We start from the raw sequence: 25,303 nt of genomic DNA, 5'->3' as shown, positions 1-25,303 counted from the left end.
CCCGGTCCGGCGCCACCACCTCCCCCGGAAACGGCGCCGGACCGGGGGTTCCGCACGTCCGGCGGCGCGTCCGGCGGCGCGTCCGGCAGCGTGTAGAGCCGACGCGCAATGCCGACGCGTGGAGCCGACGCCGCCGTCACAGCTCCTCGGAGCCGCTCACCGCCCAGGACAGGCCGCAGGCCGGATCCTCCAGCGCGACGTGCAGATGGCGCAGCCCGGCCGCCGGCTCGTGCCAGGTGAAGCAGCGCATCCGGGCCACCAGCGCGTCGACCTCGGCCCGGTCCGGACCGTTCGGGCCGTCCGCGCCGGCCATCGCGGTCAGCGCGCGCCAGAGCGCCAGCCGTCCGTGCGCCGTGCCGCTCTCGCGGTCCACGACGGCGGCCTGCACCAGCGCGGGGTAGGCGAGCGCGAACGGCAGGTACCCGCCGGTGACCCGGGCTCCGCGGGCCAGTTGGGCCGCCGCCTGCGGGGCCGGGCCCCGGACGCAGACCACCTCCGCCCAGTCCGCCAGCGCGGCCAGCGCCCGGGTGGCCTGCTGCCCGCCCAGCCGCACGCCCGGCTCGGGCAGCAGCACCTCGCCCAGGCCCTCCCGGCTGGTCGGCAGGGTCAGCAGCGCGCTGCGCGCTCCCCCGCAGGGCAGGTACTGACGCACCCGCGCCCCCTCCTCCCACCCCGCCGCCTCCCACGGTTCCAGCGACAGCGGCACGCCCTCCAGGTCCGGCTCGGCCCCGTACGAGAGGTCCTCGCCGAGCAGCACCCGGGTCTGCGCGACCAGTCGGCGCACCGGGGCCGGGACCAGCAGCGGGGCCAGCCGCAGCCAGGAGTGCCGGGTCGCCAGCACCTCCCAGAGCGGACCGGCGTCGTGGTCGGCGACCCCGGCCGCGGTCCCCGGACCGCCGTCCCGGTCGAACAGGCGGACGGCCAGCTCCGGCGGCGCCGAGTAGGCGATCAGGTGGCCGAGCGGCGCGGTCAACGCCGCCGCGGACTCCTCCCCGGCCCGCTCCACGGCTGCCGCCCGACCCTGCCGGTAGGCGGCCAGCAGTTCGGGCCAGCGACCGTCGTCGGCCAGGGCATGGAGGCGGTGGTCCTCGTACGTGATCACGATTTTCAGCGTACGGGCCTGGGTGGCACATCAGCTGACTTCCCGTCAGTCCGGTGCGTCGACCCCGGCCCCGGGCCGCGACTCGGGTCCCGACTCCCGCCCCACGCCCGCTCCCGCGTCACCCCCTGCCCCCGAGTCGCCCCCCGCTCCGGACGCGGACCCCTGCCCGGACGCGGACCCCGGCCCGCGCTCGCACCCGCGCTCGCGCTCGCGCTCCAGGACGGCGCGCAGCCTCCGGTGCGCGCGGCGCCGGGTGACGGCCAGGGTGCTGCGGTGCAGGCCCAGCAGCTCGGCGGCCTCGTCGACGGTGTAGCCGTCGAGGTCGACCAGCGCCACCACCCTGGCCTGCTTGGCGGTCAGACAGTCCAGCAGCCGCAGCACCTCCCAGCGCGCCTGCAACTCGGCCATCCCGCCGGACGGCTGGTCGGCCACCGCCCGCCCCTGCTCCCGCTCGATCACCCCGGGCGGATCCGGGAGCACCGCCCGCCGACGCTCCCGACGCCACTGGTCGCGCAGGAGGTTCGCCATCGTGGTGAAGACGTAGGCGTACGGCTGCGGATGGCTCAGGAACCGCTCCGGCTGGCGGGAGATCCGCAGGTACGCGTCGTGCACCACGTCCCCGGCGGCGAGCGCGCACCCGGTGAGCGACGCGGCCGCGAGGTGGAGTCTCGGCAGCAATTCCGTGAACACCCGGTTGAAATCGGCCGATTGACGATCGGCAGGCCCCAGGTCGAAGTCCTCACCGGAGTCGCCCCCGCGCCCGCCGCCACACCGACCGCCGCAATCCGCCATGCCGTTCTCCCCGGAAATCGGCACCCCTGACACCCAGTTGGGCAGGCCACGGCCCATCGGGACGGACTGTGACGCGGCTCACATCATAGTTCGTCGTCTCACCGTCCGCAGTCATTCGTGTGCAATACGTCATCGGCCGGACGGGATGGCGGAACTCACGCACACCCGTGCATCCGGACGGCCGTGGACGCACCGCCCGATCAGTACCGTTGAGCGAGGAGAACCGCCATGCGAGGTCGCATCTCCAGGAAGATCGCCACGTTCGGGGTGGCCGCCGCCGCCACTCTCGGCGTGCTCGGAACCACCACCCTGCCGGCCGCCGCCGCGCCCGCCGCCGACCAGACCATCACCGCCGGGGCCACCGGGGCCTCCGTCGCCGCCGCCTCCTACCACTGCGTCATCACCGCCGACTACGGGTGGCGCTGGGTGGGCCACTGCAACGTCTACTCGGGCGAGCTGCGCACCATCACCTACTGTGCGAACGGCTCGCACACCACCGGCCTGTGGATCGGCGCCCGGCCGCAGGCGTGGGACGTCTGGGGGAACTGCCCGGGCTCCAGCTGGACCAAGATCGTGTTCCAGACCCGGGGCTGAGCCACCGGCAAGGCCGATCAGGGGTGCCGTCCCGGCGGGGCGGCACCCCTGCCGCCTGCCCGCCGCGACCGGGCGGCCTCAGGCCGCCCGGTCGCGGCACTCGCCCTGTTCGAACGAGCCCGTCGTATGCCCATCGCATGCCCGTCGTATGCCCGTCGCATGCCCGGCGGCCGGCGAACCGGCGCGAGCCCGCGCCACACCCCCTCCCCCACGGGGATCACTCGTACTCGGTGCCGCCCTTGCGCGTCAGGTAGGCGTCGCCGACCACCTTGGCGATCGCCCGTCCGCCGAGCGCCAGGCTCCAGCGCTCGGTCACCGGCCGGACCACCACGCCCTCGCGCACGTGGAGTTCGCGTCCGGAGACGGTCTCCCTGCCCTGGGCGAACGCCAGCACGGTCTCCGCGTCGAACGGCCCCCGCCACAGCTCGGGCACCAACGGCAGTTCGCCGTCCAGCAGTTCGGCGGCGGAGTACCAGCCCAGCTGCCCGTCCACCACGGCCGACACGTCGAACGCGGCGTACCCGGGCAGTTCGGCGCGACCCGAGGCCCCGTACGTCAGGTCCTGCACCCCGGCGCCGAAGACCTCGCCGAAGACGCCGACCCGCTCGGCGCCGAGCCGCTCGGCCAGCCGGGCCGCCACCGCCGGGATGTCGTACGCGCGCACCGCCCGCCAGTACAGGTTGCGCTCGTCCTCGACCAGCGCGAACCCCTGCGCGCCGATGCCCTTGGACGACACCCGGACCTCGCCGGTCGCGGCGGTGTACGTCAGCAGGCAGCAACTGCCGTGCACCTTCTCGGTGATCACCACCGGCTCGCCGGGCTCGAAGACGTCGGGATAGCGCTTGAGGTTCTCGATGTCGACCCAGGGCAGCAGGTCGGGCGCGCCGACCACGTCCCCGTTCATCGACGTCGGTACCGGCGGCTGCCACTTGACGACTCCGAGCAGCTCGGCGAAGTCCTCGCCCCGCTCTGCGGCGTCCGCGAGGTCGGTGCCCGCGAGCGCGGCCGGCAGGCAGACGATGCCCTGGGACAGTTCCCCGCGCAGCCGGACGGCCCTCACCCGGTCGGCCCGGCTGCCGGCCAGCTTGCCCGTCAGGCCCAGCTCCTCGATCAACCCCGCCGGGAGGACGGACTGTTCGGGGATGTAGACGGCGTAGTCGCCGGTCCGGTACCGGCCCTTGGCGACCACCGCCCGGTAGAGACCGACCTGCGCGAGCTCCAGCGCGTCGGCGTTCGGGTGCTCCAGCACGACCAGCTTCTCGGCGGTGACGCGCAACGTGGACATGGACGGACCCCTCCCCCTCTTCCGGGCCGTTCGGCCCCGGTGGTGCGTACTGACTTGCGTGCGGACTGCTGTACGAACGGCCCCACTCTGTCCGCTCGGCCACCCCCGGCGCGACGTAATTTCCCTGGTGTGCCCCCGGCCCGCCCCCGGCCCACCCCCGGCCCGCCCCCGGCCCACCCCCGGCCCGCCCCCGGCCCACCCCTGGCCCGACCCGGTGCCGAGCGCGGCACCGCCCCCACCCCTCCCCGGCGCCGTCCGTGCACGTTTGAGCCTTCCCACAGCCGGGCGGACGCTCTCTCCGTACCGCCCCTGTGCAAAGCGACAGAGGATTTATCGCTCGCATTTGCGGCACTATGATCACCGTAATGGCCGCACCTGCGACCGCATCCCCGCGCCCCTTCCGGCGCGCGCCCTGGAGGGGAAGCACCCGATGAGCACCCGTACGACCACCACCCGCAGAGTCGCCGTCGCCGCCGTGGCGGCCCTCGCCCTCGGCCTCGGGGCCACTGCCTGCGGCAGCGACGGCGGCAGCAAGTCCGGCGCCGCCTCCCCGGCCTCGACCGCGGGTGCCTCGGCCTCGTCGGCGACCGGCGACGGGAGCGTCCCGAAGGCCGGTGGCAGCATCACCGTCTTCGCCGCCGCCTCACTCAAGGAGACCTTCACCGAGCTCGGCAAGAAGTTCGAGGCCGCGAACCCGGGCGCCAAGGTCACGTTCAACTTCGGCGGCAGCTCCAGCCTCGCCACCAGCATCAACTCGGGCGCCCCGGCGGACGTGTTCGCCGCCGCCAGCCCGGCCACCATGAAGACCGTCACCGACGCGGGCGGCGCGAGCGGCGACCCGAAGACCTTCGTCAGGAACACGCTCACCATCGCCGTGCCCAAGGGCAACCCCAAGCACATCGCGGGCCTGAGCGACCTCACCGCCTCCGGCGTGAAGGTCGCGCTGTGCGCGAAGGAGGTGCCGTGCGGCGCCGCCGCCCTGACCGCGCTCAAGGCCGCCAACCTCAACCTCACCCCGGTCACCCTGGAGCAGGACGTCAAGGGCGCGCTGACCAAGGTCGAACTCGGTGAGGTCGACGCCTCGCTGGTGTACAAGACCGACGTGAAGTCGGATGCTGCGAAGATCGACGGTGTGGACTTCCCCGAGGCCGACAAGGCCGTGAACGACTACCCGATCGCCGCGCTGGCCAAGGCGCCGAACAAGGATGGCGCCGCCGCCTTCGTCGCGTACGTCCAGTCGCCCGAGGCCAAGCAGGTGCTCACCGCGGCGGGCTTCCAGGCGCCGTGAGCGACCGCACCACCGACAGCGCTCCCGACAGCGGCCCCGACGGCGCCCCCGACGGCGCTGCCGGGAACGGCCCGGGGGGCGGGCCCGGCCCGACCGGCGTGGCAGGAGCGGCGAAGGCCCTGCCACGCCGGCGCCGGCGTACGCACCGCGTCCCGGTCACCCTGCTGCTCCCGGCGCTGCTCGGGCTGGCGTTCCTGATCCTCCCGCTGGTCGGCCTGCTGGTCCGGGCGCCCTGGAGCGGCCTGTCCGAGCAGCTCACCAGCACCGCCGTCTGGGACGCCCTGCGCCTGTCGCTGATCTGCGCGACGGCGGCCACGGCGGTCTCGCTGGTCCTCGGCGTCCCGCTGGCCTGGCTGCTCGCCCGCACCGAGCTGCCGGGCCGGCGGGTGATCCGGGCGCTGGTCACCCTGCCCCTGGTACTGCCGCCCGTGGTCGGCGGTGTGGCGCTGCTGCTGGTCCTCGGGCGGCGCGGCATCGTCGGCTCCTGGCTGGACTCGGCCTTCGGCATCACGCTGCCGTTCACCACCACCGGGGTCGTCATCGCCGAGGCGTTCGTGGCGATGCCGTTCCTGGTGATCAGCGTGGAAGGCGCGCTGCGCGCCGCCGACCCCCGCTACGAGGAGGCGGCCGCGACCCTGGGTGCTTCCCGGCTGACCGCGTTCCGCCGGGTGACCCTGCCGCTGATCGCCCCGGGGATCGCCGCCGGGGCCGTCCTCGCGTGGGCCCGGGCGCTCGGCGAGTTCGGTGCCACGATCACCTTCGCGGGTAACTTCCCGGGCCGTACCCAGACCATGCCGCTGGCCGTCTACCTCGCCATGGAGTCAGACCCGGAGGCGGCGATCGCGCTCTCTCTGGTCCTGCTGGTGGTCTCCGTCGCGGTCCTGGTCGGCCTGCGCGACCGCTGGATGTCGACCCCGTGACGGCCCGGCGCACCCCTGCGACGCCCGACCGGAACACGGCCACCGCCGCCCCGACCCCCTGGACGCCGCCCCGATGAGCACCGCCACCGCCTCCGACGCCGTCCCCGCCCCCGAGGCCGCCCCCGCCCTCGACGCCCGGCTACGGGTGGACCGCGCCGCGTTCACCCTCGACCTCGCCCTCACCGCCGCCCCCGGCGAGGTGATCGCGCTGCTCGGCCCGAACGGCGCCGGCAAGTCCACCGCCCTGCGCGCCCTCGCCGGACTGCTCCCGCTCACCGGCGGCCACCTGCGCCTGGACGGCCGGCTGCTGGAGGACCCCGGGCAGCGCGTGCACACCCCCGCCGAGGAGCGCCCGGTCGGCGTGGTGTTCCAGGACTACCTGCTCTTCCCGCACCTCAGCGCGCTCGACAACGTCGCCTTCGGCCCGCGCTGCCAGGGCCGCCCCAAGCGCGCCGCCCGGGCCGAGGCGGCCGCCTGGCTGGAGCGGATGGGCCTGGCCGACCACGCCTCCGCGCGCCCCGGCGGCCTCTCCGGCGGCCAGGCCCAGCGGGTGGCGCTGGCCCGGGCGCTGGCCGTCCGCCCCCGGCTGCTGCTGCTGGACGAGCCGCTGGCCGCCCTGGACGCCCGCACCCGGCTCGACGTACGCGCCCAACTGCGGCGCCATCTGGCCGAGTTCGAGGCCGTGGCGGTGCTGGTGACGCACGATCCGCTGGACGCGATGGTGCTGGCCGACCGGCTGGTGGTGATCGAGGACGGGCGCGAGGTGCAGTCCGGCGGCCCGGCGGAGGTCGCCCGGCGCCCGCGCACCGACTACATCGCCCGCCTGGTCGGGCTCAACCTGTACCAGGGCACCGCCGAGGGCCACCAGGTCACGCTCGCGAGCGGCACGGTGCTCGCCACCACCGAGGAGCTGACCGGCCCGGCGTTCGTCGCCTTCCCGCCGTCCGCCGTGACCCTGCACCGCGAACGGCCGCAGTCCAGCGCGCGCAACGTGTGGGAGGTCGAGGTCACCGGCCTGGACCTGCACGGCGACCAGGTGCGCGCCGACCTCGCGGGCGACCTGCCGATGGCCGCCGACCTCACCCCGGCCGCCGTCGCGGAGCTGGGCCTGGCGCCCGGATCCGCGGTCTGGGCCTCGGTCAAGGCCGCCCAGACCCACGCCTACCCGGCCTGAATCCGGCCGCGCCGCCTGGGGCGGTCCCGGGCCCGCCCTGGGCCCGACCCGGCCCGTCCCGGCCCGACCGGGCGCTACTCCGAGGGCTCGACGAAGCCGGACTCGTACGCGGCGATCACCGCCTGGGTGCGGTCCCGCGCGCCGAGCTTCGCCAGCACGCTGCTGACGTGGGTCTTCACCGTCTGCACGCCGAGGAACAGCCGCTCGGCGATCTCCCCGTTGCTGAGGCCGCGCGCGACCAGCCGCAGCACCTCCGCCTCGCGCTCGGTCAACGCCGCCCGGCTCATCGTCTCGCGGGCGGCCTGATTGCCGTGGCCGGCCGCGAGGCGGCGGATCGTGGTTGGGAACAGCAGCGACTCGCCCGCCGCCACCAGCCGTACCGCGTGGGCGATCTCGGCCGGGCGGGAGCGCTTCAGCAGGAAGCCGTCGGCGCCCGCGCGCAGCGCCTGGTAGACGTAGTCGTCGTTCTCGAAGGTGGTGACGACCAGGATCTTCGGCGGCCGCTCCCCCGGCGAGCCGGGCCGCAGGAGCTCGCGGGTCGCCGCCAGGCCGTCCAGGACCGGCATCCGGACGTCCATCAGCACGACGTGCGGGCGCAGCGCGCGGGCCAGCGCCACCGCGTCGGCGCCGTCGGCGGCCTCGCCGACCACCCGCAGGTCCCCCTGGGCCTCCAGGACGGCCCGCATCCCGGCCCGGACCAGTTCCTCGTCGTCGGCGAGCAGGATGTCGGTCATCCCGGCGGCGCCCCTCGTCGGACCGTCTCCCGCAAGATCGTTCGTCACGAGCCCAAGCGTAGGGGCAGCCGGACGGCGAGCACCCACTCCCCGTTCCCGTCGTCCGACGCCCCGGCCGTGGCCTCCCCGCCGAGCAGCGTGGCGCGTTCCCGGATGCCGCGCAGCCCCTTGCCGCCCTTGCGCGCCGAGCCGGCCGCGGGCCGGGCCGGGCCACCCGAGGGCCGCGCCGCGCCGCCCGTGTCGGGGGTGCCGGCCGCCGTCCGGTTGGCGCAGCGCAGCTCCAACCGCCCGTCCTGAACGGCGATCCGGACGCTGACCGGCTCGCCCGGCGCGTACTTGAGCGCGTTGGTGACGCCCTCCTGGACGATCCGGTAGGACTCGCGGGAGAGCACCCCGGGCAGCATCCCCGCCGACACCTCGATCCGCGCCTCGACCGGGCTCCCGGCCGCCCGGACGGTGTCGAAGAGCGCCGGCAACTGGTCCACGCCGGGCTGCTCGGTGGCCGCTCCGCCGCCGGTCACCGCGTTGCCACCGGTCGCTGCTCCCTCCGGCGTCTCGCGGAGCAGGATGAGGGTGCGTTCGAGGTCCTCCATGGCCCGGCGGCCGGTCTCCTCGATGACTTCGAGCGCTTTGGCGGTGAAGGCCTGGTCCCCGACCTCGCGCGCGGCGCCCGCCTGAAGGACCGTCACCGTCAGTGCGTGGCCGATGGAATCGTGCAGCTCACGGGCCAACCGGTTGCGTTCCAGCAGCCGTTCGGCCCGCAGCTCCGCCTCCGCCAGCCGATCCACCGGGGATGGCCCCAGCAGCCTTACGGCCATGCCGAGTTGAAGGCGCCCGGCGGACACCACCAGCCAGCCGTAGCCGAGCACCAGCAGCGGGGCGAGCGGGAGGTACCAGAACGCGTCCGGCCCGGTCAGCAGATCGAAGCCGCTGGTGAGGCCGAAGGACGTCGCGAACCCGACCGCCGAACCGAGCACGACCCGCCCGATCAGCCAGCCGGCGGTGCGCCGCCGGTCCGCCCAGGTGCGGGAGGGCTCCGCGGCGATGTCCTCCTCCCGGTCGGGCACCAGCAGCAGCCGCGCCTGCACGCCCTCGGCGCGGCGGGCCGCGGGGACGAGGGCGATCAGGGCGAGCAGGACGGCGTCCAGCGTGACGCTCGCGATCAGGATCTCGCCCAGGCCCTTCCGGTACGTCCCCGGGTAGATCATCAGGACGACGCCCGCGAAGATCCACCCGACCAGCAGGTGCAGCAGGCGCGCATACGTGGCGCCGGCCAGCAGTGGCGCGAGAATCCTGGGCATTGCGCCATCCTGCCAGGTCAGCACCCGCCCCGGGCTCCCCCGCCGGTCCGCGGTCCGCTCCCTCCCGGGAGGGAGGAGGCTCCCGACCCCGGCGGGATCCGCCGACCCGGCCCGCTCCGGTCGAATGTGACCACCGGCCGGGACCACCGAAACCGCCGGGACCACCGAGAGCACCGAGAGCACCGGGCCTCCGAGGCACCGGACCACCGAGAAGGGAGCGCGGCCGTGATCGAGATCCAGGGCCTCACCAAGGAGTACGCCGGCCGGCGCGTCGTCGACGACCTGTCCTTCGAGGTCCGGCCCGGCCTGGTGACCGGCTTCCTCGGCCCGAACGGCGCCGGCAAGAGCACCACCATGCGCCTGATCCTCGGCCTGGACCGCCCCACCGCCGGACGCGCCCTGGTCGGCGGCCGCCCGTACACCGAACTCGCCCAACCGCTGAGGCAGGTGGGCGCGCTGCTGGACGCCCACGCCCTGCACGGCGGCCGCACGGCCGGCGGCCACCTGCGCTGGCTCGCCGCGAGCAACGGCCTGCCGCAGCGCCGGGTGGACGAGGTGCTCGCCCAGGTCGGCCTGGCGGACGCGACCGGTCGGCGGATCCGCGGCTTCTCCCTCGGCATGCGCCAGCGTCTCGGAGTGGCCGCCGCACTGCTCGGCGACCCGCCGGTACTGCTGCTGGACGAACCGGTGAACGGCCTCGACCCGGAGGGCATCCGCTGGATCCGCAACCTGCTGCGCGAACTCGCCGCCGAGGGCCGGGCGGTGCTGGTGTCGTCCCATCTGATGACCGAAATGGCGCTCACCGCCGACCACTTGGTGGTCATCGGCCGCGGCCGGCTGCTCGCGGACGCCACCACCGCCGAATTCATCGAGCGACACGGCCGGACCAGGATCCGCGTCCGGGCCGTGAACCCGACCAAGCTGGCCGCCCTGCTCGGCAGCGACCTGCTCCGGCAGTCGGACCCCGACGCCGACCTCGCCGCGACCCAGGTGGACGACGGCGCCTGGGAGGTGACCAGCGCCGAACCCGAGCAGATCGCCGCGCTCGCCGCCGCGCACGGCGTGGTGCTGTACGAGATCGCGGTCCAACAGGACTCGCTGGAGGAGGCGTTCATGCGGATGACCGCCGACAGCGTCGAGTACCGGGCGGAGGCCGCCGCATGAGCCCCGACCCCGACCCCGACCCCGGCTCCGACTCCGTCCCCATCTTCACCGCCCTCAACGCGGAGCGGATCAAGCTCACCACCCTCCGCTCGCTCTGGATCACCCCGCTGCTGTCCTTCGTGCTCACCGCGGGCGGGACCACCGCGGTCACCGCGGCGCTCGGCGGCAAGGACCACACCATCACCGACGACCCGGGCGTGGGCGTCTTCTACGGGCTCAACTTCGGTCAGGCCGCGCTGGCCTGCTTCGCCATCCTGCTGATCGGCCAGGAGTTCAACACCCGCATGATCGACGTGTCGCTCACCGCCGTCCCCCGGCGCGGGCGGCTGTACGGCGCCAAGCTCACGCTCGGCGCGCTGGTCGGCCTCGGCGTCGGCGCGGCCGGCACCGCGGGCTCCTTCGCCGGGTACGCGGCCACCGTGCCCGGCACCTGGGACGGCCCCGGCTTCGCCCGCAGCGCCACCGCCGGCGTGCTCTACCCGGTGCTGCTGGTGGTGTTCTGCCTCGGGGTGACCACGCTGCTCGGCAACCTCACTGCCGCCATGGGCCTGCTGGTGCCGGTCGTGTTCCTGCTCTCGCCGCTGCTCGGCGGTGTGCCCGGGGTGCGGCGGGTGGTCCAGTTCCTGCCCGACCGGGCCGGCCAGTACGCGCTGCACTACGCCGACGACCCGCGGGTCTCGTACGGGCACTGGACCGGACTGCTGATCATGGCCCTGTGGACCGGCGCCGCGGCCTACGGCGGCCTGCTCGCCCTGCGGCGCGCCAAGTGACCTCACCAGAAGGGAAGATGACGATGAGCGCGGCCCACGCCCTGCGCGCCGAACGGATCAAGTTCACCACCCTGCCCTCCCAGTGGGCGGCCCCGCTGGTCGCCCTGGCGCTGACCGTCGGAGTCACCGCGGCCGTCAGCGCCGCCTCCGGCCCGAAGGACCGGACCAGCGGCGTGGACCCGGCCAACGGGATCTACTACGGGCTGCTCTTCGGCCACGTGGCCGTGGCCTGCCTCGGGATCCTGCTGATCGGGCAGGAGTTCAACACCCGCATGATCAGCACCTCGCTCATCGCCGTCCCCCGGCGCGGGCGGCTGTACGGCGCCAAACTCACGCTCGGCGCCGGGCTGGGTCTGCTGCTCGGGCTGGCGTCGACGGCGGGCTCGTTCCTGGCCGTCGACGCCACGGTAGGACTGGACCTGTCCACCCCCGGCCTGGCCCGCAGCTTCCTGGCCGGCGTGCTCTACCACCCGCTGCTGGTGCTGCTCTGCCTCGGACTGACCGCGATGCTGGGCAACTTCAGCGCCGCACTCGGCCTGCTCGCCCCGATGGTGTTCCTCGGCACCACCTGGCTGGCGGCCATCCCCGGCGTCCGCGAGGTCGGACAGTTCCTGCCCGACCGGGCCGGCCTGTACGCGATGCGCACCCGGACGGAGTCCGGCATCCACTACGGGCACTGGACCGGGCTGCTGATCATGGCCCTCTGGACGGCCGCAGCCGCTTACGGCGGCCTGCGGGCGATCCGGCGGCACCAGGCCTCCGGCGACTAGATGATTGATGCCAAGGGCTCATTGACACGCATGAGATGAAGCGAGGGAGTCCAAAGGTCGGTTGTGACGCCAGACATGGACTCCCTCGCGACCGCACTCTACGTCAAGACCGGCGACCTGCTGATCGGTTCGACGCAGTTCGCCCCGTGGCGGCCGGTGGTCGGCATAGCACCGCAGCTCAGCGATGCCGAACTGGTGACGCTGTCGATGATGCAGGCCATGCTCGGCTACACCTCTGAGGCCCGTTGGCTGCGGCATGCCCGGGCCCACCTGCGGCACCTGTTCCCGTACCTGCCGAAGCAGCCCGGCTACAACAAGAGGCTGCGGAAGGCGGCCGGGCTCATCCGGCACGTCATGCGCGAGCTGGCTACGGACACCGCACTGTGGACCGACGACGTGTGGGTGGTGGACTCTACTCCGGTCGAGTGCGGCCGCTCCGGGGAGACCGCCAAGCGCTCCGACCTGGCCGGATGGGCGCAGTACAGCTACTGCGCCAGCCACACGCGCTACTTCTGGGGACTTCGGCTGCACCTGCTGTGCACGCTGGGCGGGCTACCGATCGCGTTCGCGCTGACCGGGGCAAAGGCCGACGAACGCGAGACGCTCCTCGACATCCTCGCCACCGAACCGACGCGCATCACCGACCGGCCACCCGGACAGACGCTGATCGGCGACAAGAACTACTTCGGCCGCGAGTTCGAGTCGCAGCTGGAACATCGAACTGCTACGCCCGGCCCGTAAGGGTGAGGCCGGGCGGGCCGGATCGCAGCTGTTCAAGCCGTTGCGGCAGGTCATCGAGTCGATCAACGAGACCTTTAAGGGTCAGCTCGACCTCGAACGGCACCGCGGCCGGACCCCCAACGGTGTGATCGTCCGCGTGCTTCAGCGGCTCCTCGCGCTGACCGCCGCCATCTGGCACAACGAGCACACAGGCCGGCAGATCATGCGGTCACTGACCGCCAACGATCACTGAGCCCTTGGACTTGATCATCTAGACGCGCCGGACCGTTCCACGTGTGGCGTAGTTATCTAAGGCCTGGGCCGGGTTTGGAAGATCGGCCATCCAATTTCGGTCTGCCACAACGACTCATTCGGGGTATCGGAGGGGCCGACGAGGTAGTACTCGCGAATCGGCCCGTCGACCGCCAGGGCGTGTCGGGTCACGTAGTCGGCGAGGGCGCCATACGTTCGGTCGACTTCGGTGCTGGAACCGAGATGGACGATCGTGGCGAGCTCTGCCGACGGGATCACGGTGGTGCTGACGCGTCCGACCGGCTGTGGCAGGGGGTCGGACGGAAGGAAGATCGTGACCCGCCCCCGGCCCTCGGTGAACAGCTCTGTGTCGTAGATGCCCCCCAGGGGGCCGGCCGGGTTGATGCCCTGGGCGGACAGGGTGGCAGCCACTTCGCCCATGGCTCCCCGATACCAGGCCACAACGTCGGCCTGGTCAACGGTGTCGGTGATGGCAGCGGCGGGCGCGGCGGCGACATGGCGGTGATCAATCGCGACGGTGCTGTCCTGGGGGCGGTCCAGCAGACCCCGGAGGGATGCGACCGTCTCCTGGGTTCGGGCCAGGCTGGACTCGAGACGCGTCAGATGGTTGGCGATCACCCGATTGCGGGTCTCGACGTCAGGAGCCTGAAGCACGATCTGGATGTCATCGAGCGGCATCTCCAGATCGCGGAAACGGCGGATGATCTGTGCCTTTACGATCTGCTCCGCGGCATAACGCCGGTACCCGCTGTCCACGGCCACCTCGACCGGCTCCAACAGTCCGACCTCGTGATAGTGGCGAAGCATCTTCACGCTCAGGTGCGTGGCCCGGGAGAAGTCGCCGATGGGCATCGTCGAGTTCACGAGCCCAGCGTGACTCTCCCCCCGTAGGAGAGTCAAACAGAAACTCCGCTCTTGACCCTCCCCCAGCGGGAGCACAAACGCTGGCATCCGATCGTGACGCACAGAAACGAGGATGTCATGAGTACCACCGCTGGAACTGTTGGAACCGCCCTGGTCACCGGGGCCACCCACGGCATCGGCCGGGCGGCTGCACTGCGCCTGGTCCGAGACGGATGGGAGGTCATCGTCCACGGCCGCAACGCGGAGCGAGGCGCCGAGGTCGTCGCTGCCATCCAGGCCGAGGGAGGCCGAGCCCGCTTCGTGGCAGCCGACCTGACGGACATCAGCGAGGTGCGCCGCCTGGCCGAGGAGGCCGGCGAAGTCGACGCGCTGGTCAACAACGTCGGCACATCGTGGTTCGGCCCGACCGCCGATCTCGACGGTCCCGGGTACGACGCGCTCTTCGACGGCAACGTCCGCTCCGCTTACTTCCTCGTCGCCGCTCTGGCCCCGGCCATGGCCGCTCGAGGCCGAGGCAGCATCGTCAACCTGGGGAGCATGGCCGGCACGATCGGCCTGGACGGCGCCGCCGCCTACGGTGCCACCAAGGCAGCCATGGCCTCGATGACCCGCTCGTGGGCGGCCGAGTTCAGCCCGAAGGGGGTTCGGGTCAACGCCGTCGCGCCCGGGGCGGTGCACAGCATCCCGGAGCTGTACGACGTCACCGAGGCTTTCGCCAAGACCTCACTGATGGGACGGGGCGCCCAGGTCGACGAGATCGCCGAGGTCATCGCCTTCCTCGCCTCCGACAAGGCCAGCTACGTGACCGGCGCGGTCCTGGCCGCCGACGGCGGCCGCGCCGCTGTCTAACGCCGTGACGTGGCTCGACATGAGCACCAGCGTCGGTCACAGCCTGAACACGGGCATCTCGATCGACAGCAAAAGACAACAGCAAGAGAACAAGGAGGACTGAGGGCCATGAAGCTCCTCGGGTTGGATCACATCGGAATCGTCGTGCGCGATATGGACGAAACCATCGCGCGGGCGGGCGAGACCGTTGATGGCAGCGCTCTCGGCAAGCGCATTCTCACCGACGACCTCGACCTGCAGTTTCTGCTCTTCGGTGAAACGCGCCTGGAACTGATTGAGCTCCGCGCCGCCGGTTTCGGCATGCCGATGCTCAAGGATGGCGAGACTGCGGTCATCGGCCATCTCGGATATGAAGTCGACGACCTCGAAGACACCAAGGCCGAACTGGCACACCGAGGGGTCGCCTTCCAAGGCGAGTTCAAGACCGACGAGGTCCACTCCATCTTCACGGTGCCGGAGACGACGTTCGGGCTGACCCTGCAGTTCACGCAGTACCTCGGCCGCGAGACGGGCGCGTGAGCGCCGAGGGATCCAAGAGGGTGATGGCGCGGTAATCCCGCCGACCGCGACCACCCCACCTGCGGTCACGGGCAGGCGGCGACACCGCTCGGTACGGCGCGCTGCCGCCTGCTGCTCCGCGATCTTCGCGCGGACCGCCCGGCGGTCCGCGCGTTCCTCGCTCGTGGGCATCGCTGCTTCTGGTGGGTGGCGGCAGTGGGCCCGGTTCCCGTTCCAGGATGGTCATCGCAGCTCGCGAGGACGCCACCGCACCACCCCGTGGCGCGAGCGGAGCAAGACCAGCGCCCCTATGGCCTGCACCGCTCCCGCCTCTCGGCGCCCTGGTCTTCCTTGGAACTGACCGGCGTCTGTAAAGCCGCTGAGCACGGAAACGGCCGGCCGATGTGCGTGCCCGCCGGACCGGGTGACCTGCCTGCGGCTTTGACTCTCCCGTAGGGGGACACACCCTAGGGTGAGCGTGCCCGCACTGCCAGCAACGAAGGAGATGAGGACGGCGTGCCGTTCGCCGATCAGTTGATCAGCGTGGACTGTGTCGAAGCGCTGGCCGAGGTCTTGAGCAGCGTCGCACCGCGGCGTCAGTGGACGGCCACCCGAGCGGTCGCTGCGAGCCTGCCGGGTATGGCGCTGTCCGAGCGCGCCCGGGCGGTACGTGACGCGCTGATCAACGACCTGCCGAGCAAGTGGTCGGCCAGTGAGAAGATCATCTCCCGGGCGCTGACTGATCCGGCGTTCACTAGCTGGATGATCTGGCCGGTGACGGAGGCCGTGGCCAGCCTCGCGACCGGTGACGGCTCGGCGGTCGTCTTCGACGCGGGCCTGGTGCTGCTGGCACGGTTGACGCCCCGCCTGACCGGTGAGTTCGCTTTGCGCACCTTCCTCAATACCGACCTGGATCGCACCCTCGTGATGGCACAAATCTGGGCGCAGGACGATGACGCGCATGTGCGCCGTCTGGCCAGTGAGGGCACTCGGCCCCGCCTGCCCTGGGCCAAACGGGTACCCGCGCTGCTGGCCCGACCCGCCGCCACCGAGGCGATCCTGGACGCCCTGCACGCCGACCCGTCGGACTACGTCCGGCGTTCCGTGGCCAATCACCTCAACGACCTCAGCCGCTCCGACCCCGCTGTGGCCGTTGCCACTGCCCGCCGCTGGACCGAGACCGCGACGCCGGGCACGGCCGGCAGGGTGGTCGGTGTGGTGCGCCACGGGCTGCGCACCCTGATCAAGCAAGCGGATCCGGGTGCCCTCGCGCTGCTGGGCTACGGCACGGCGGACGACCTGAGCGTGGACAGCCCCCACCTGCACAGCGACACGGTCACGGTCGGCGAGACACTGACCTTCGACGTGACGATCACGAACACCGGGGCCGAGCCGGTCAAGACCGCCGTTGACTACGTGGTGCACTACCGCAAGGCCAACGGCGCGCTGGCGCCCAGGGTGTACAAGCTCACCACGCGCATTCTCGCCCCCGGACAGAAGCTGGCTCTGACCCGCGGCCAGAAGTTCGTGCCGTTGAGCACGCGCCGGTTCTATCCGGGCGGCCAGGCCCTGGAGTTGCAGGTCAACGGCGCCCGCTACGGCTACGTCCCCTTCCTCCTGCGCGAGACATAACCCGTGCCTGCGGAACGGGCTCCCGCTCAGGCTCGACGAACTGCTCCACGGAGAGCCGCCAGCCGTCGGCCTCCATCAACGCCCGGATCTGTTCCGCCATCTCCCCGGACAAGGCCCTGAGCTCGTAGTACGGCTGGTCATCGCGGACACCGCGAAGGGTCCCGTGGTCCCGCCAGCGCAACGGCTCCGATTCCTGGATCACGATCAACGCCGTCGGCCGTGTGGCCCCCAACACGTGTCAGCGGCGGCCGCCGGTTCCGGCTTCGACAAGGCTTCGGCACCGAGGCCGGGCCGCCCTGACCCTCCGGACGGGACTTGGCCGGCCTTCGTGGCCGTCGCCATGTGTCCCGACGGTGCGTGGACCCGGGCCGCCCGGCGGGCGTCTTTTCCCCGCGCCGCAGCAACGCCGGTACACAGCAGGATCAGCTCCACGCAGCCGAGGAGCGGCACCGAGGGATACCACAACCCCACGGTCAGGACGATGAGGCCGACCAACGATGCGACGACCAGGAAAACAGCTCATCCGCTCTTCTGTCACCGGCTTCGGTCGGGACCGACGCTGACGCCGACCTGGCGTGCACGCACGTCGTAGGCCATGGCGCGGCTCCCTTCCGAGCTTCAACCGTGGGGGCGTCCTCGACCAGGCATACGCCGCGCGGCTGCGAGCGGTTCAGGGCCTGCTGGGGCGGGTTTCGGTCCAGTCGACCATGAGGCGTCGCTCGGCGCGGCCCAGTCACTAGCCGTTCGCGCGGAAGATGGGCCAGCCGACCTCGGTGACCCACTGGTCATCCTCGGCCGCATCGAGGGGGCTGCGCAGGTAGAACTCGCGTAGCGGGCCGTCGACGCCGATCTCGTGCCGTGCGGCGTAGGTACCCAGGTCACCGTAGGTGAGGTCGATGGTCTGCAGGGGCCCGCGGTGGACCGCGACCGCGAGTTCCGCGCCGGGCACCACCACCGCGTCGATCCGGCCGACCGGGCGAACCTCGCCGTCGACCGGGATGAACACGAGTGCCTCACCGCGTTCGTCCTGGAGCAGTTCATTCGCGAACAGCCCGCCGATCGGGCCGGTCGTGCGCAGTCCCCGGGCTGTGGTGAAGCCGTGCAGCTCGCCAAGAGCGCCCTGCCACCAGCCCGCCAGGTCCTGGTGGTCGACGACCGCGCGGATCCCGATCGCCGCCTGCTCACGGACTGTGCGGTACTCGATGGCCGGCCTGCGCACGGGCCGGACCAACAGGTCGCGCAGCGATTCGACGGCGCTCTGCGCCTGCGCGAGCCGGTCCTCCAGGCGGGCGAGATGCACGGCGATCAGCTCGTTGCGGGTGCTCACATCCTCGGCGGCCAGCACCGCCTTCACGTCCGCCACCGGCATGTCCAGGTTCCGCAGGCGCACGATCACCTGAGCGGTGGGCACCTGGTCCAGGGAGTAGTACCGGTAGCCGGTGCCCTGGTCGACATCGGCCGGCGCGAGCAGCCCGACGTCGTGGTAGTGCCGCAGCGTCTTGATGCTCAGATGGGTCACGCGGGAGAACTCGCCGACCGTCAGGCCTGTGTGCATGGCACCAGTGTCAACCCTCCCCCTGCCGGAGGGTCCAGCGCAGGGCCGCCGGTTGACTCTCCGGTGCGGGCAGGGCCCACCGTTTGAGCAGGCACCGCACCAGTGCCGAGGTCATCGAAGGAGCTCCCCATGAACACCAACATCCAGGCCGCGGTTCTGCCCGACGTCGTCGCCGCCTACATCGAGGCGGTCAACGCCTTCGACGTGGACGCCGTCATGGCGACCTTCGCCGACGACGCCGTGGTCAACGACGTGCGCCGCGAGTTCGCCGACCTCACCTCGATCCGCGCCTGGGTGCGCCGCGAGATCGTCGGCGACAAGGTCACCATGGAGGTGGCCGAGGTCGTGAACCACCGCGCCCTGACGATCGTGCGGGCGCGCTACGACGGTGAGTACGACAAGACGGACCTGCCCGAAGAGCTGGTGCTCACCAGCTATCTCACGGTTGCCGACGGCAAGATCACGTCTCTGATCATCGTCCACAACCAGCCCTCTCCCTACTGACCGCGAGCAAGGTCGACCAGACCGCACCGCCCCCGCCGCCGACGCCTCGCCCGGCCGCCGCGGAATGGAACCGGACCCGGAAGGAACATCCCCATGAGCGCACAAGTCACTGCCGAGTTCTTCGCCCAACCTGGCCGTGGCGAAGAAGTCGCGAAGCCGCTGCTGGACGTCCTGGGCGAGAGCCTCACCTTCGAGGGCTGCGAGGACATCCGCATTCTGCGCGACCAGAATGACCCCGACCACGTGACGGGCCTGACCCAGTGGACCGAGGCGCACAACTACACCGACTACCTCGCCTGGCGCGCCGAACACGGCTCCACCGCTACCTTCGAGGGCATGCTCACCCGCCCTCTGGTGATCCACTACTACGACGAGATCTACCACGGACAGGGCATCGCAACGCCCAGAGACCAGGCCTGAGTGGGCGTTTAGGGATGGTTTGCGACGAGTATTTTGATCGGCTTTGTCGCATTCGTCGCCAAGGTGCATGGAGCGAAATGTCCGGAAGCTCCGCACTGGAAGGAACATTTCCCTCTATTGCTAAACCAGACGGGATCCAGCGTCGAGAAGCGGATCAAACGGTCACGCAGGTTGGCGCCCGGAAGGCGGCGAAGGTGAACGTAAGGTGCGAATCATGTCGAAGATGTTGGCTATCGAGGCGACTTAGCACCGCAAACCATCCCTAAATGCCCACTGAGAGGGCGTTAAGTCCCTTTTCCCTCGGTTCGGGATCGCTCATTCGTGGTACTGATCGTCGTACGGGCTGGATGTTCGGCATGTGCATGTTGAGATCTGGGATATGGAGCGAGAGCCGTACCCCAGCGACTTATCGGATGAACAGTGGGTGTTGATCGAGCCGATGATCACGACCTGGAAGCAGGATCGTGTGAGGCGGTCGGCGACTGGAGACCCCGGGACCTGTGACCTCCGGGAAGTCGTGAACGCGATCTTCTACCAGAACCGGACGGGCTGTCAGTGGCGCTACCTGCCTCATGACCTGCCAGCCTGGTCGGCGGTGTTCTACTACTTCACCCTGTGGCGCCAGGACGGGCTCGACCAGCGGATCCAGGAACTTCTGCGCTGCCAGGTGAGGGAGAAGGCCCGCCGATTAGAGGACCCGTCCCTCGTGGTCATCGACACCCAGTCCGTGCGCGCGGCCGCGGGCGTCCCGAAGACCACGACGGGACTGGACGCGAACAAGAGGACGCCGGGGCGCAAGCGAGGGCTGGCCGTCGACGTGCTCGGGCTGATCATCGGCGTCGTCGTCCCGGCCGCGTCGGCACACGACAACAGTGCCGGCACGGCCCTGCTCGACCAGGCGGCCGAGCGGTGCGGGAACCGCCTGGAGAAGACCGGCAAACGCGAACCCACGCTCGAAGCCCACCTCGCCAAGATCGCAGCGGCAGCTTAAAAGTCAAGCTGAGCTTCCAGCTGCTGACAGAGTCCCTGACCGTCTTGGCAGCTGACGCAGCAGATCAATCTGCCTGGCCCGATCGGAACGGTGTCATGACGGACGAGCTCGCCTTGGACTACGACCATGCTTTCCGCGTGGTCGGTCATCTTGTGGGGGCGGGGCGCCTTGACTACGAGGTCGTTGCGGAACTGCGGGCGATTGACGCAGTGCTGTGCCGGATGGGCGGCCGTGAGAACGCTGAACGTTGGTCGAAAGATGCGCTTTCTACCGATCCGGGTTGGAACGAGGTTCGGGAGAAAGCTCGCCGGGTTCTGGTCTGTCTGATCGGCGGTTGGCGGCTTCCGATGCCGGAGATCCGCGTGGTGCGGTGACGGGCGCGTCGTCTGGCGGTTGCTGATGGTCCGTCACTAGCCCTCGACCAACTTGAGGGTCCTATGGTCAGCGGTCATGGCATCACTTGGCACCACGGAATCCGTTGTCTCCCCTCCCTCACGAACCGTTCTTCCCCGGTCGTATCTGTGCTGGCTCGCGGGGACCCGGGTCTCTCTGGTCGGTGACGCAGCCCTCTACTTCGCTCTCGGCTGGGCGGCCAGTGCTCACGGCGGTCAGATGGCCGCGTTGGTGCTGACCGCGATCACGCTGCCGCGGACCGTGCTCCTGTTGCTGGGCGGGGCAGTAGGTGACCGCTTCGGCGCCCGCCGCGTGATGATCACCGGCGATGTGGCGATGCTCGCGGCTGTACTCGCCCTGGCCGTGGCGTCCCGGATCTGGGGGACGCCACCGTGGATGCTGCTCGGGTTCGCCGCTGTGGTCGGGACCGTCGATGCGTTCTATCTCCCCGCGACGGGATCCATGCCGCGCCGCTTGGTGAGCAAGGAACAACTCCCCCGGGCGATGGCCCTGCGGCAGGCCGGCGGCCAGGTGGCCTCCCTGCTCGGAGCCCCGCTGGGGGCGGTGCTGGTGGCGATGGCGGGCCTGAGCGGGACGGCCCTGGTCGACGCGGGCAGCTTCGCTGCCGTCCTGGCCGTCATGTTGTGGGTGCGGCCGGCGGCCGAGGCGGAGCGGTCCCCTCGCGCGGAGAGCCTGCTTGCGGGGATCGCCGACGGGGTGAAGATCGCTGTGACGGATCCCGTCCTTCGAACCGCGCTGCTGCTGACGGCAGCGGCTGCGGCGGGGCTGCTGCCGGCGGTTGCCCTACTCAGTCCGCTGCTGGCCCGTTCCAACGGCTGGGGGCCGGGATCGGCGGGCCTGGTCGCCGCAGGGCAGGGAGCCGGAATACTCCTGGCCGCGCTGCTGGCTGCCCGCCTGGGTCCTATGCGCCGGATCGGCATGGGCACGAGCCTGGGCCTGGCGCTCGCCGTGGTGGGACTGGCCGGACTCGCGGCGGCTCCAGCCACTGCCGCAGCCACTGCCGCAGCCATTGCCGCGGCAGTGGTCGTCGGTGCGGGGTCGGGCATGTTCGCGTGTCACATGGGCCCGCTGGTCCTGGCCGGTGCCCCGGACACGCACGTGTCCCGGGTCCAGTCGCTGCTGACGCTTGTGCAGAGCCTGGCGCTGGTGGTGGCGAACAACGTGCTGGGCTGGCTCGCGAACGCGGCCGGTGCCAGGAGTGCGATCGCGCTGTGCGCTGTTCTCGGCTGCGTGGCCGGGGTCACCGGTTTGGCCTCACCCTCGCTGCGGGGTCTGCGTCAAGCCAAGTCATAGAACGGACGTCGAGGACGACCGGGCCGGCGTTCCCCTCTCCAGTGACCGGGAGGGAAACGCCGGGACTCGCCGCTGGTGGCACCGTGGTTAGCGGCGGGAGTGCGGTGATCAGCGGGACGTGATCATTCGCGGGGGCCGGGCTGCGTGATCTGGGCTTCGAGGTCGGCGACGCGACGGTCCTGGAAGCGCAGGTTTGAGCGGGCGGCCTTGAGGCGTTCGTCGAGGGTGCGGTTGTCGGTGGTGAGTTGGCGGACGCGTTGTTTGAGGGTGGTGTTCTCGGTGGTGATCCGCTGGACGGCTTCCTGGGTCCATTCAGCTTCCAAGTCTCGGATCTGGCCGAGGAGTTCACCGATGCGGGTGCGTTGAGCGAGGATCTCGGTGTGGGCGGCCTTGAGGGCGTCCTCGGCGTTCATGGCCCGCTTGCGCCAGGTCGCCTCGTGTGCCTCGTCCTGGTCGGCGAGCAACTGGGCCCGTCGCTCGCCGGCCTCGGCCATGGCGGTGGCGACCGCGACCCTGGCGTTGGGGTGGTCGTAGAGGAAGGTGCGGGAGACGTTCGCGCGGCGGGCGACGGCAGCGACGCTCACCTTGGCCTTCTCCCGTCGGAGCCGGGCGATGGCCTCGTGGACGCGTCGAAGGGCGGCGTCGGTGCTGCGTTGGCGGGCCGCCAGAGCGGCGGTCGTGCGGGGTTGGGGGACGGTGGCGGTTACGCGCATGCCTCCTCGTCGGTTGTGTCTTCGTGCCGGTTCTGATCGTCGTGCCCGGCTTCGGCGAGGTCTGCGGCGCGGAAGGCGGTGGACCATATGCGGTGGAAGTAGTCCTGGGGTTTGCGCAGGTCCGAGGCGAGTGCGTCGTCGAGGAGGCCGAGTCCGGCGAGGGCCTTCTCCAGGCCGTCGATGGCACGTGCGGTGGGTTCGAAGTACCGGTGGAGGTAGTCGTCGGGGGCGCCTTCGGCCAGCAGTCGCCATTCTCCGAACTATGCGAACCTGCAGGACAGTTGCCCCTTCATGCGCATCTGTTCTTGAAGCCCTGGGTCGCGCCGCCGGTCCCGTCCTGCCCTGTCCACAGCGCCATGCCCGCTCAGCACCGCACATGACCGGCGGGCCGTCCAGGAGCCGCCATGACACTGACGCTGCGACGCGGTTCAAGCTATGAGCAGGCGGAGGCCGAGATCTGCCGCGTCGAGGTCGGCGAGGTCACTGTTGCGCTCGGCCCACCGGCCGGAGTTGAGGTCGTCGCTGAGGCTTCGCACCGCCCGCTGCTCGGTCTCCGGCCCGACCCTCGTCCACACGGACATCGCACGGCGCACGTGATCCTCCAGATACGCCGCCGGTCGGCGCCAGTACGCCTCGAACAGGCCGTCAGCGCAGTCCCACGGAATGGGTACCGGCTCCGCGCGGGCGCCGATCGCATCGGCCATCCCAGCAAGCGAGGGAAATTCTGCCAGGACGGCGGCGAACTCGGGCAGGTAGTCGCGGGTAAGCCAGAACCGGTCCTGCCATCCGGGCTCGTCGGTGTCGAACGTGAGCACCACCACGCGGCGGGCCACGCGCCGCATCTCGCGCAGCCCCGCTATCGGGTCCCCCCAGTGGTGAACGGTGGATACGGCCATCGCGACGTCGAAGGACTGGCCCTCGAACGGCAGGCTCTCCGCGGCGGCAGCCACGCACGGCGCCGAGCCGGCAGGCCGCTGCCCCCGCATGACCGCCGATGGCTCCACCGCGGTCACGTCGCGATCAGCAGGCTCGTAGGAGCCGGTGCCGGCCCCGACGTTCAGCACCGTCTGTGCGTCCCCGAGCGCGTCCCAGATCTGCGTGGCGATCCGCGGCTCGGTACGCCGTGTCGCGGTGTAGGCGCCGCCGATAGCGTCGTACAGCCGTGCACCGAGCATCTCCAGTTGCTCCTCCGGTGTCACCTTCAGTCCCTTCGCCCGTGCCTCAAGTTCCCTGTCGATGGCCGCCACCATGGCGTCAGCGCGATCACGCCGCTCCAGCAGCAGGCCGCGCAGTCGGCGCAGGTGCGCGACCGCGTCGGTGGACGGGTCGCCGACCAGTTCCGCAACCTCCCGCAGCCCGAAGCCCAACCGCCGATAGGCCAGCACCTCCCGCAGCCGCTCCACGTCGCCCGCCGAATAGGCCCGGTACCCGGCCTCGGTCCGCGCCGACGGCCGAACGAGCCTGATCTCGTCATAGTGATGCAGCGTGCGGACGCTCACGCCGGCCAGCTCGGCCACACGTCCCACGGTCCAGTGATCCTCCACGGCACCGACTATGCAGCCTGACGCCACGTGAGGGTCAAGAGCCACACTCGCGGCAGCAAGAGCCGAACGCGAAGCAGTGAGCTGCTCTGGCCTTCTTGGAGTCCCTGATGTCTGGGTTTGTTACGATCCAGGCGTAAGGAGAACCACGAGCAGTGCCAGCACCAGGCAAGTACCCCGATGAACTCCGCGAGCGCGCCGTACGCGAGGTCCGCTCGACCGGCCGCCCCGTCGCCCATGTGGCCCGCGACCTCGGCATCCACAAGGAAGCCCTCAGGTCCTGGGTCCGTCAGGCCGAGGTCGACGCCGGCGAGCGCGACGACCGCCTCACCACCGTCGAGCGCGACGAGCTGAAGGAACTCCGCAAGGAAGTCGCCGAGTTGAGGCGGGCCAACGAGATCCTCAAGGCCGCCAGCGTGTTTTTTGCCCAGGAGATCGACCGTCCCCGGACGAGGCCGAGCAGGTGATCGACCACCTGCGCGACGGCTTCGGGGTCGATCCCGTCTGCCGGGTGCTGGAGCTGTCGCCGTCGACGTACTTCGCGCGCAAGCAGCGACCGAAGTCGGCCCGCCGGCTCCGCGACGAAGAACTGATTCCGCTGGTCACAGCGGTGTGGGAGGAATCCGGCCGCACCTACGGGGCCCGCCGGATCACCCGCGCCCTGGTCCGCGCCGGCCACCAGGTCGCGCGGTGCGCCGTCGAGCGGCTGATGCGCGAGCTCGACATCGAGGGCGTGATCCGCGGACAGCGCCGCCGCACCACCGTCCCGGAGCCGATGGCGCCGCGTCCGCCGGACCTGGTCAACCGCCGGTTCACCGCCCAGCGCCCGAACCAGCTGTGGCTGGCCGACCCGACCTACGTCCGGACCTGGTCGGGCCGGGTCTACGTGGCGTTCGTCCTGGACGCGTACTCCCGCCGGATCGTGGGCTGGCAGGGCGCCACCCACATGCGGACCGACCTGCCGCTGGACGCGCTGGAGATGGCGCTGTGGCGGCAGAAGATCAAGAAGGACGCCGACCTCATTCATCACAGCGACCGCGGGTCGCCATACGTATCCATTCGCTACACAGAGCGATTGGTCGAGGTCGGCGCCTCGGCATCCGTCGGGTCCGTCGCGGACTCGTACGACAACGCGATGGCCG

Annotated in this window: 25 protein-coding genes and 2 pseudogenes; 18 read left to right on the top strand and 9 right to left on the bottom strand. The window is 71.2% G+C overall.

Translation table 11 applies throughout. The annotated features are described in order from the left end of the window. Window positions 1-136: 136 nt before the first annotated feature. Together ACIOJE_RS09580 and ACIOJE_RS09575 are read right to left on the bottom strand one after the other, a co-directional pair. Window positions 137-1,102, bottom strand: coding sequence for a hypothetical protein (locus ACIOJE_RS09580; RefSeq protein WP_400774690.1), 966 nt, complete (start codon window positions 1,100-1,102; stop codon window positions 137-139). A gap of 45 nt (window positions 1,103-1,147) precedes the next feature. Further along, window positions 1,148-1,894 carry an RNA polymerase sigma factor gene (locus ACIOJE_RS09575; protein WP_400775112.1) on the bottom strand — a complete coding sequence of 249 codons (747 nt, stop codon included), beginning with the start codon at window positions 1,892-1,894 and terminating at the stop codon, window positions 1,148-1,150. Window positions 1,895-2,122: 228 nt separating this feature from the next. Here ACIOJE_RS09575 and ACIOJE_RS09570 point away from each other — a divergent pair, with 228 nt between their 5' ends. Beyond that, complete coding sequence (locus ACIOJE_RS09570) at window positions 2,123-2,488, top strand: hypothetical protein (protein ID WP_280681116.1); 366 nt, start codon at window positions 2,123-2,125, stop codon at window positions 2,486-2,488. Between the two features lie 217 nt (window positions 2,489-2,705). Here ACIOJE_RS09570 and ACIOJE_RS09565 read toward each other — a convergent pair whose 3' ends face one another. Continuing rightward, window positions 2,706-3,773, bottom strand: a complete 1,068-nt coding sequence (locus tag ACIOJE_RS09565) for an RNA ligase (ATP) (protein WP_280681114.1) — start codon at window positions 3,771-3,773, stop codon at window positions 2,706-2,708. Between the two features lie 430 nt (window positions 3,774-4,203). Here ACIOJE_RS09565 and modA point away from each other — a divergent pair, with 430 nt between their 5' ends. The 3 genes from modA to ACIOJE_RS09550 all read left to right on the top strand — a co-directional run bounded on the left by modA (window position 4,204) and on the right by ACIOJE_RS09550 (window position 7,155). Beyond that, the gene (gene modA, locus ACIOJE_RS09560; protein WP_400774687.1) at window positions 4,204-5,061 is read left to right on the top strand and encodes a molybdate ABC transporter substrate-binding protein; all 858 of its coding nucleotides are present in this window, start codon (window positions 4,204-4,206) and stop codon (window positions 5,059-5,061) included. Between the two features lie 98 nt (window positions 5,062-5,159). Further along, on the top strand, window positions 5,160-5,981 hold the full coding sequence (locus ACIOJE_RS09555; RefSeq protein WP_280681218.1) for an ABC transporter permease: 822 nt from the start codon (window positions 5,160-5,162) through the stop codon (window positions 5,979-5,981). 73 nt (window positions 5,982-6,054) lie between these two features. Continuing rightward, window positions 6,055-7,155 carry an ABC transporter ATP-binding protein gene (locus tag ACIOJE_RS09550; RefSeq protein ID WP_400774684.1) on the top strand — a complete coding sequence of 367 codons (1,101 nt, stop codon included), beginning with the start codon at window positions 6,055-6,057 and terminating at the stop codon, window positions 7,153-7,155. Window positions 7,156-7,229: 74 nt separating this feature from the next. Here the strand turns inward: ACIOJE_RS09550 and ACIOJE_RS09545 are convergent, their stop codons facing one another. Further along, window positions 7,230-7,889: a response regulator transcription factor gene (locus ACIOJE_RS09545; protein ID WP_280681217.1), complete on the bottom strand. Its 660-nt coding sequence runs from the start codon at window positions 7,887-7,889 to the stop codon at window positions 7,230-7,232. A 44-nt stretch (window positions 7,890-7,933) separates the two neighbouring features. After that, window positions 7,934-9,190 (bottom strand): sensor histidine kinase, encoded by a 1,257-nt coding sequence (locus tag ACIOJE_RS09540; RefSeq protein WP_400774682.1) that lies wholly within the window; start codon window positions 9,188-9,190, stop codon window positions 7,934-7,936. A 225-nt stretch (window positions 9,191-9,415) separates the two neighbouring features. Between ACIOJE_RS09540 and ACIOJE_RS09535 the strand changes: the two genes are divergently transcribed. The 4 genes and pseudogenes from ACIOJE_RS09535 (at window position 9,416) to ACIOJE_RS09520 (ending at window position 12,867) form a co-directional block, all read left to right on the top strand. After that, entirely contained in the window at window positions 9,416-10,354 is a 939-nt protein-coding gene (locus ACIOJE_RS09535; protein ID WP_400774680.1) for an ABC transporter ATP-binding protein, read from the top strand. After that, window positions 10,351-11,124 carry a hypothetical protein gene (locus ACIOJE_RS09530; protein WP_400774678.1) on the top strand — a complete coding sequence of 258 codons (774 nt, stop codon included), beginning with the start codon at window positions 10,351-10,353 and terminating at the stop codon, window positions 11,122-11,124. The genes ACIOJE_RS09535 and ACIOJE_RS09530 overlap by 4 nt, the downstream gene beginning before the upstream one ends. A gap of 17 nt (window positions 11,125-11,141) precedes the next feature. Then, on the top strand, window positions 11,142-11,894 hold the full coding sequence (locus ACIOJE_RS09525; protein WP_280681100.1) for a hypothetical protein: 753 nt from the start codon (window positions 11,142-11,144) through the stop codon (window positions 11,892-11,894). Between the two features lie 63 nt (window positions 11,895-11,957). After that, window positions 11,958-12,867 (top strand): annotated as a pseudogene (locus ACIOJE_RS09520) (IS982 family transposase). 56 nt (window positions 12,868-12,923) lie between these two features. Here the strand turns inward: ACIOJE_RS09520 and ACIOJE_RS09515 are convergent. Next, a complete protein-coding gene (locus tag ACIOJE_RS09515; RefSeq protein WP_280681098.1) occupies window positions 12,924-13,751 on the bottom strand; it encodes a MerR family transcriptional regulator in 828 nt (275 codons plus the stop codon). Window positions 13,752-13,868: 117 nt separating this feature from the next. Here ACIOJE_RS09515 and ACIOJE_RS09510 point away from each other — a divergent pair, with 117 nt between their 5' ends. The 3 genes from ACIOJE_RS09510 to ACIOJE_RS09500 all read left to right on the top strand — a co-directional run bounded on the left by ACIOJE_RS09510 (window position 13,869) and on the right by ACIOJE_RS09500 (window position 16,730). Continuing rightward, the gene (locus ACIOJE_RS09510) at window positions 13,869-14,600 is read left to right on the top strand and encodes an SDR family oxidoreductase (protein WP_280681097.1); all 732 of its coding nucleotides are present in this window, start codon (window positions 13,869-13,871) and stop codon (window positions 14,598-14,600) included. A 108-nt stretch (window positions 14,601-14,708) separates the two neighbouring features. Continuing rightward, window positions 14,709-15,119 (top strand): VOC family protein, encoded by a 411-nt coding sequence (locus ACIOJE_RS09505; RefSeq protein ID WP_400774674.1) that lies wholly within the window; start codon window positions 14,709-14,711, stop codon window positions 15,117-15,119. A 495-nt stretch (window positions 15,120-15,614) separates the two neighbouring features. Then, a complete protein-coding gene (locus ACIOJE_RS09500; RefSeq protein WP_400774671.1) occupies window positions 15,615-16,730 on the top strand; it encodes a DNA alkylation repair protein in 1,116 nt (371 codons plus the stop codon). 736 nt (window positions 16,731-17,466) lie between these two features. Here the strand turns inward: ACIOJE_RS09500 and ACIOJE_RS09495 are convergent. Further along, window positions 17,467-18,285 (bottom strand): MerR family transcriptional regulator, encoded by an 819-nt coding sequence (locus ACIOJE_RS09495; protein ID WP_280681094.1) that lies wholly within the window; start codon window positions 18,283-18,285, stop codon window positions 17,467-17,469. Window positions 18,286-18,414: 129 nt separating this feature from the next. On the opposite strand from ACIOJE_RS09495, the gene ACIOJE_RS09490 reads away from it, so the two are divergent. The 5 genes and pseudogenes from ACIOJE_RS09490 (at window position 18,415) to ACIOJE_RS09470 (ending at window position 21,907) form a co-directional block, all read left to right on the top strand. Beyond that, complete coding sequence (locus ACIOJE_RS09490; protein WP_280681093.1) at window positions 18,415-18,789, top strand: nuclear transport factor 2 family protein; 375 nt, start codon at window positions 18,415-18,417, stop codon at window positions 18,787-18,789. A 93-nt stretch (window positions 18,790-18,882) separates the two neighbouring features. Continuing rightward, window positions 18,883-19,209, top strand: a complete 327-nt coding sequence (locus ACIOJE_RS09485) for a putative quinol monooxygenase (protein ID WP_400774668.1) — start codon at window positions 18,883-18,885, stop codon at window positions 19,207-19,209. 379 nt (window positions 19,210-19,588) lie between these two features. Beyond that, window positions 19,589-20,140 (top strand): annotated as a pseudogene (locus ACIOJE_RS09480) (IS5 family transposase); the annotation flags it as partial. 155 nt (window positions 20,141-20,295) lie between these two features. Beyond that, window positions 20,296-20,574: a hypothetical protein gene (locus ACIOJE_RS09475; protein WP_400774665.1), complete on the top strand. Its 279-nt coding sequence runs from the start codon at window positions 20,296-20,298 to the stop codon at window positions 20,572-20,574. A gap of 76 nt (window positions 20,575-20,650) precedes the next feature. Beyond that, window positions 20,651-21,907: an MFS transporter gene (locus ACIOJE_RS09470; RefSeq protein WP_400774662.1), complete on the top strand. Its 1,257-nt coding sequence runs from the start codon at window positions 20,651-20,653 to the stop codon at window positions 21,905-21,907. A 122-nt stretch (window positions 21,908-22,029) separates the two neighbouring features. Here ACIOJE_RS09470 and ACIOJE_RS09465 read toward each other — a convergent pair whose 3' ends face one another. Further along, the gene (locus ACIOJE_RS09465; protein WP_400774660.1) at window positions 22,030-22,620 is read right to left on the bottom strand and encodes a DUF6262 family protein; all 591 of its coding nucleotides are present in this window, start codon (window positions 22,618-22,620) and stop codon (window positions 22,030-22,032) included. 428 nt (window positions 22,621-23,048) lie between these two features. Further along, window positions 23,049-24,146 carry a MerR family transcriptional regulator gene (locus ACIOJE_RS09460; protein WP_400775109.1) on the bottom strand — a complete coding sequence of 366 codons (1,098 nt, stop codon included), beginning with the start codon at window positions 24,144-24,146 and terminating at the stop codon, window positions 23,049-23,051. Window positions 24,147-24,316: 170 nt separating this feature from the next. On the opposite strand from ACIOJE_RS09460, the gene ACIOJE_RS09455 reads away from it, so the two are divergent. Further along, complete coding sequence (locus ACIOJE_RS09455) at window positions 24,317-24,628, top strand: transposase (RefSeq protein WP_400774657.1); 312 nt, start codon at window positions 24,317-24,319, stop codon at window positions 24,626-24,628. Beyond that, on the top strand, window positions 24,625-25,303 hold a 679-nt coding region (locus tag ACIOJE_RS09450), incomplete at its 3' end, for an IS3 family transposase (RefSeq protein WP_400774655.1). The genes ACIOJE_RS09455 and ACIOJE_RS09450, both read left to right, overlap by 4 nt.

Origin of the sequence: Kitasatospora sp. NPDC087861 (assembly GCF_044742585.1) — a bacterium.
GTDB lineage: Bacteria > Actinomycetota > Actinomycetes > Streptomycetales > Streptomycetaceae > Kitasatospora.
Note: the sequence above shows the minus strand (reverse complement) of the source record. Positions and strands in the feature narration are given on the sequence as shown.

Bases quoted from the DNA above. Each gene is read 5' to 3' on its own strand.
- ACIOJE_RS09575 (WP_400775112.1), bottom strand. From the start codon at position 1,894: ATGGCGGATTGCGGCGGTCGGTGTGGCGGCGGGCGCGGGGGCGACTCC.
- ACIOJE_RS09570 (WP_280681116.1), top strand. From the start codon at position 2,123: ATGCGAGGTCGCATCTCCAGGAAGATCGCCACGTTCGGGGTGGCCGCC.
- ACIOJE_RS09565 (WP_280681114.1), bottom strand. From the start codon at position 3,773: ATGTCCACGTTGCGCGTCACCGCCGAGAAGCTGGTCGTGCTGGAGCAC.
- modA (WP_400774687.1), top strand. From the start codon at position 4,204: ATGAGCACCCGTACGACCACCACCCGCAGAGTCGCCGTCGCCGCCGTG.
- ACIOJE_RS09550 (WP_400774684.1), top strand. From the start codon at position 6,055: ATGAGCACCGCCACCGCCTCCGACGCCGTCCCCGCCCCCGAGGCCGCC.
- ACIOJE_RS09545 (WP_280681217.1), bottom strand. From the start codon at position 7,889: ATGACCGACATCCTGCTCGCCGACGACGAGGAACTGGTCCGGGCCGGG.
- ACIOJE_RS09540 (WP_400774682.1), bottom strand. From the start codon at position 9,190: ATGCCCAGGATTCTCGCGCCACTGCTGGCCGGCGCCACGTATGCGCGC.
- ACIOJE_RS09530 (WP_400774678.1), top strand. From the start codon at position 10,351: ATGAGCCCCGACCCCGACCCCGACCCCGGCTCCGACTCCGTCCCCATC.
- ACIOJE_RS09525 (WP_280681100.1), top strand. From the start codon at position 11,142: ATGACGATGAGCGCGGCCCACGCCCTGCGCGCCGAACGGATCAAGTTC.
- ACIOJE_RS09510 (WP_280681097.1), top strand. From the start codon at position 13,869: ATGAGTACCACCGCTGGAACTGTTGGAACCGCCCTGGTCACCGGGGCC.
- ACIOJE_RS09505 (WP_400774674.1), top strand. From the start codon at position 14,709: ATGAAGCTCCTCGGGTTGGATCACATCGGAATCGTCGTGCGCGATATG.
- ACIOJE_RS09495 (WP_280681094.1), bottom strand. From the start codon at position 18,285: ATGCACACAGGCCTGACGGTCGGCGAGTTCTCCCGCGTGACCCATCTG.
- ACIOJE_RS09490 (WP_280681093.1), top strand. From the start codon at position 18,415: ATGAACACCAACATCCAGGCCGCGGTTCTGCCCGACGTCGTCGCCGCC.
- ACIOJE_RS09485 (WP_400774668.1), top strand. From the start codon at position 18,883: ATGAGCGCACAAGTCACTGCCGAGTTCTTCGCCCAACCTGGCCGTGGC.
- ACIOJE_RS09475 (WP_400774665.1), top strand. From the start codon at position 20,296: ATGACGGACGAGCTCGCCTTGGACTACGACCATGCTTTCCGCGTGGTC.
- ACIOJE_RS09470 (WP_400774662.1), top strand. From the start codon at position 20,651: ATGGCATCACTTGGCACCACGGAATCCGTTGTCTCCCCTCCCTCACGA.
- ACIOJE_RS09465 (WP_400774660.1), bottom strand. From the start codon at position 22,620: ATGCGCGTAACCGCCACCGTCCCCCAACCCCGCACGACCGCCGCTCTG.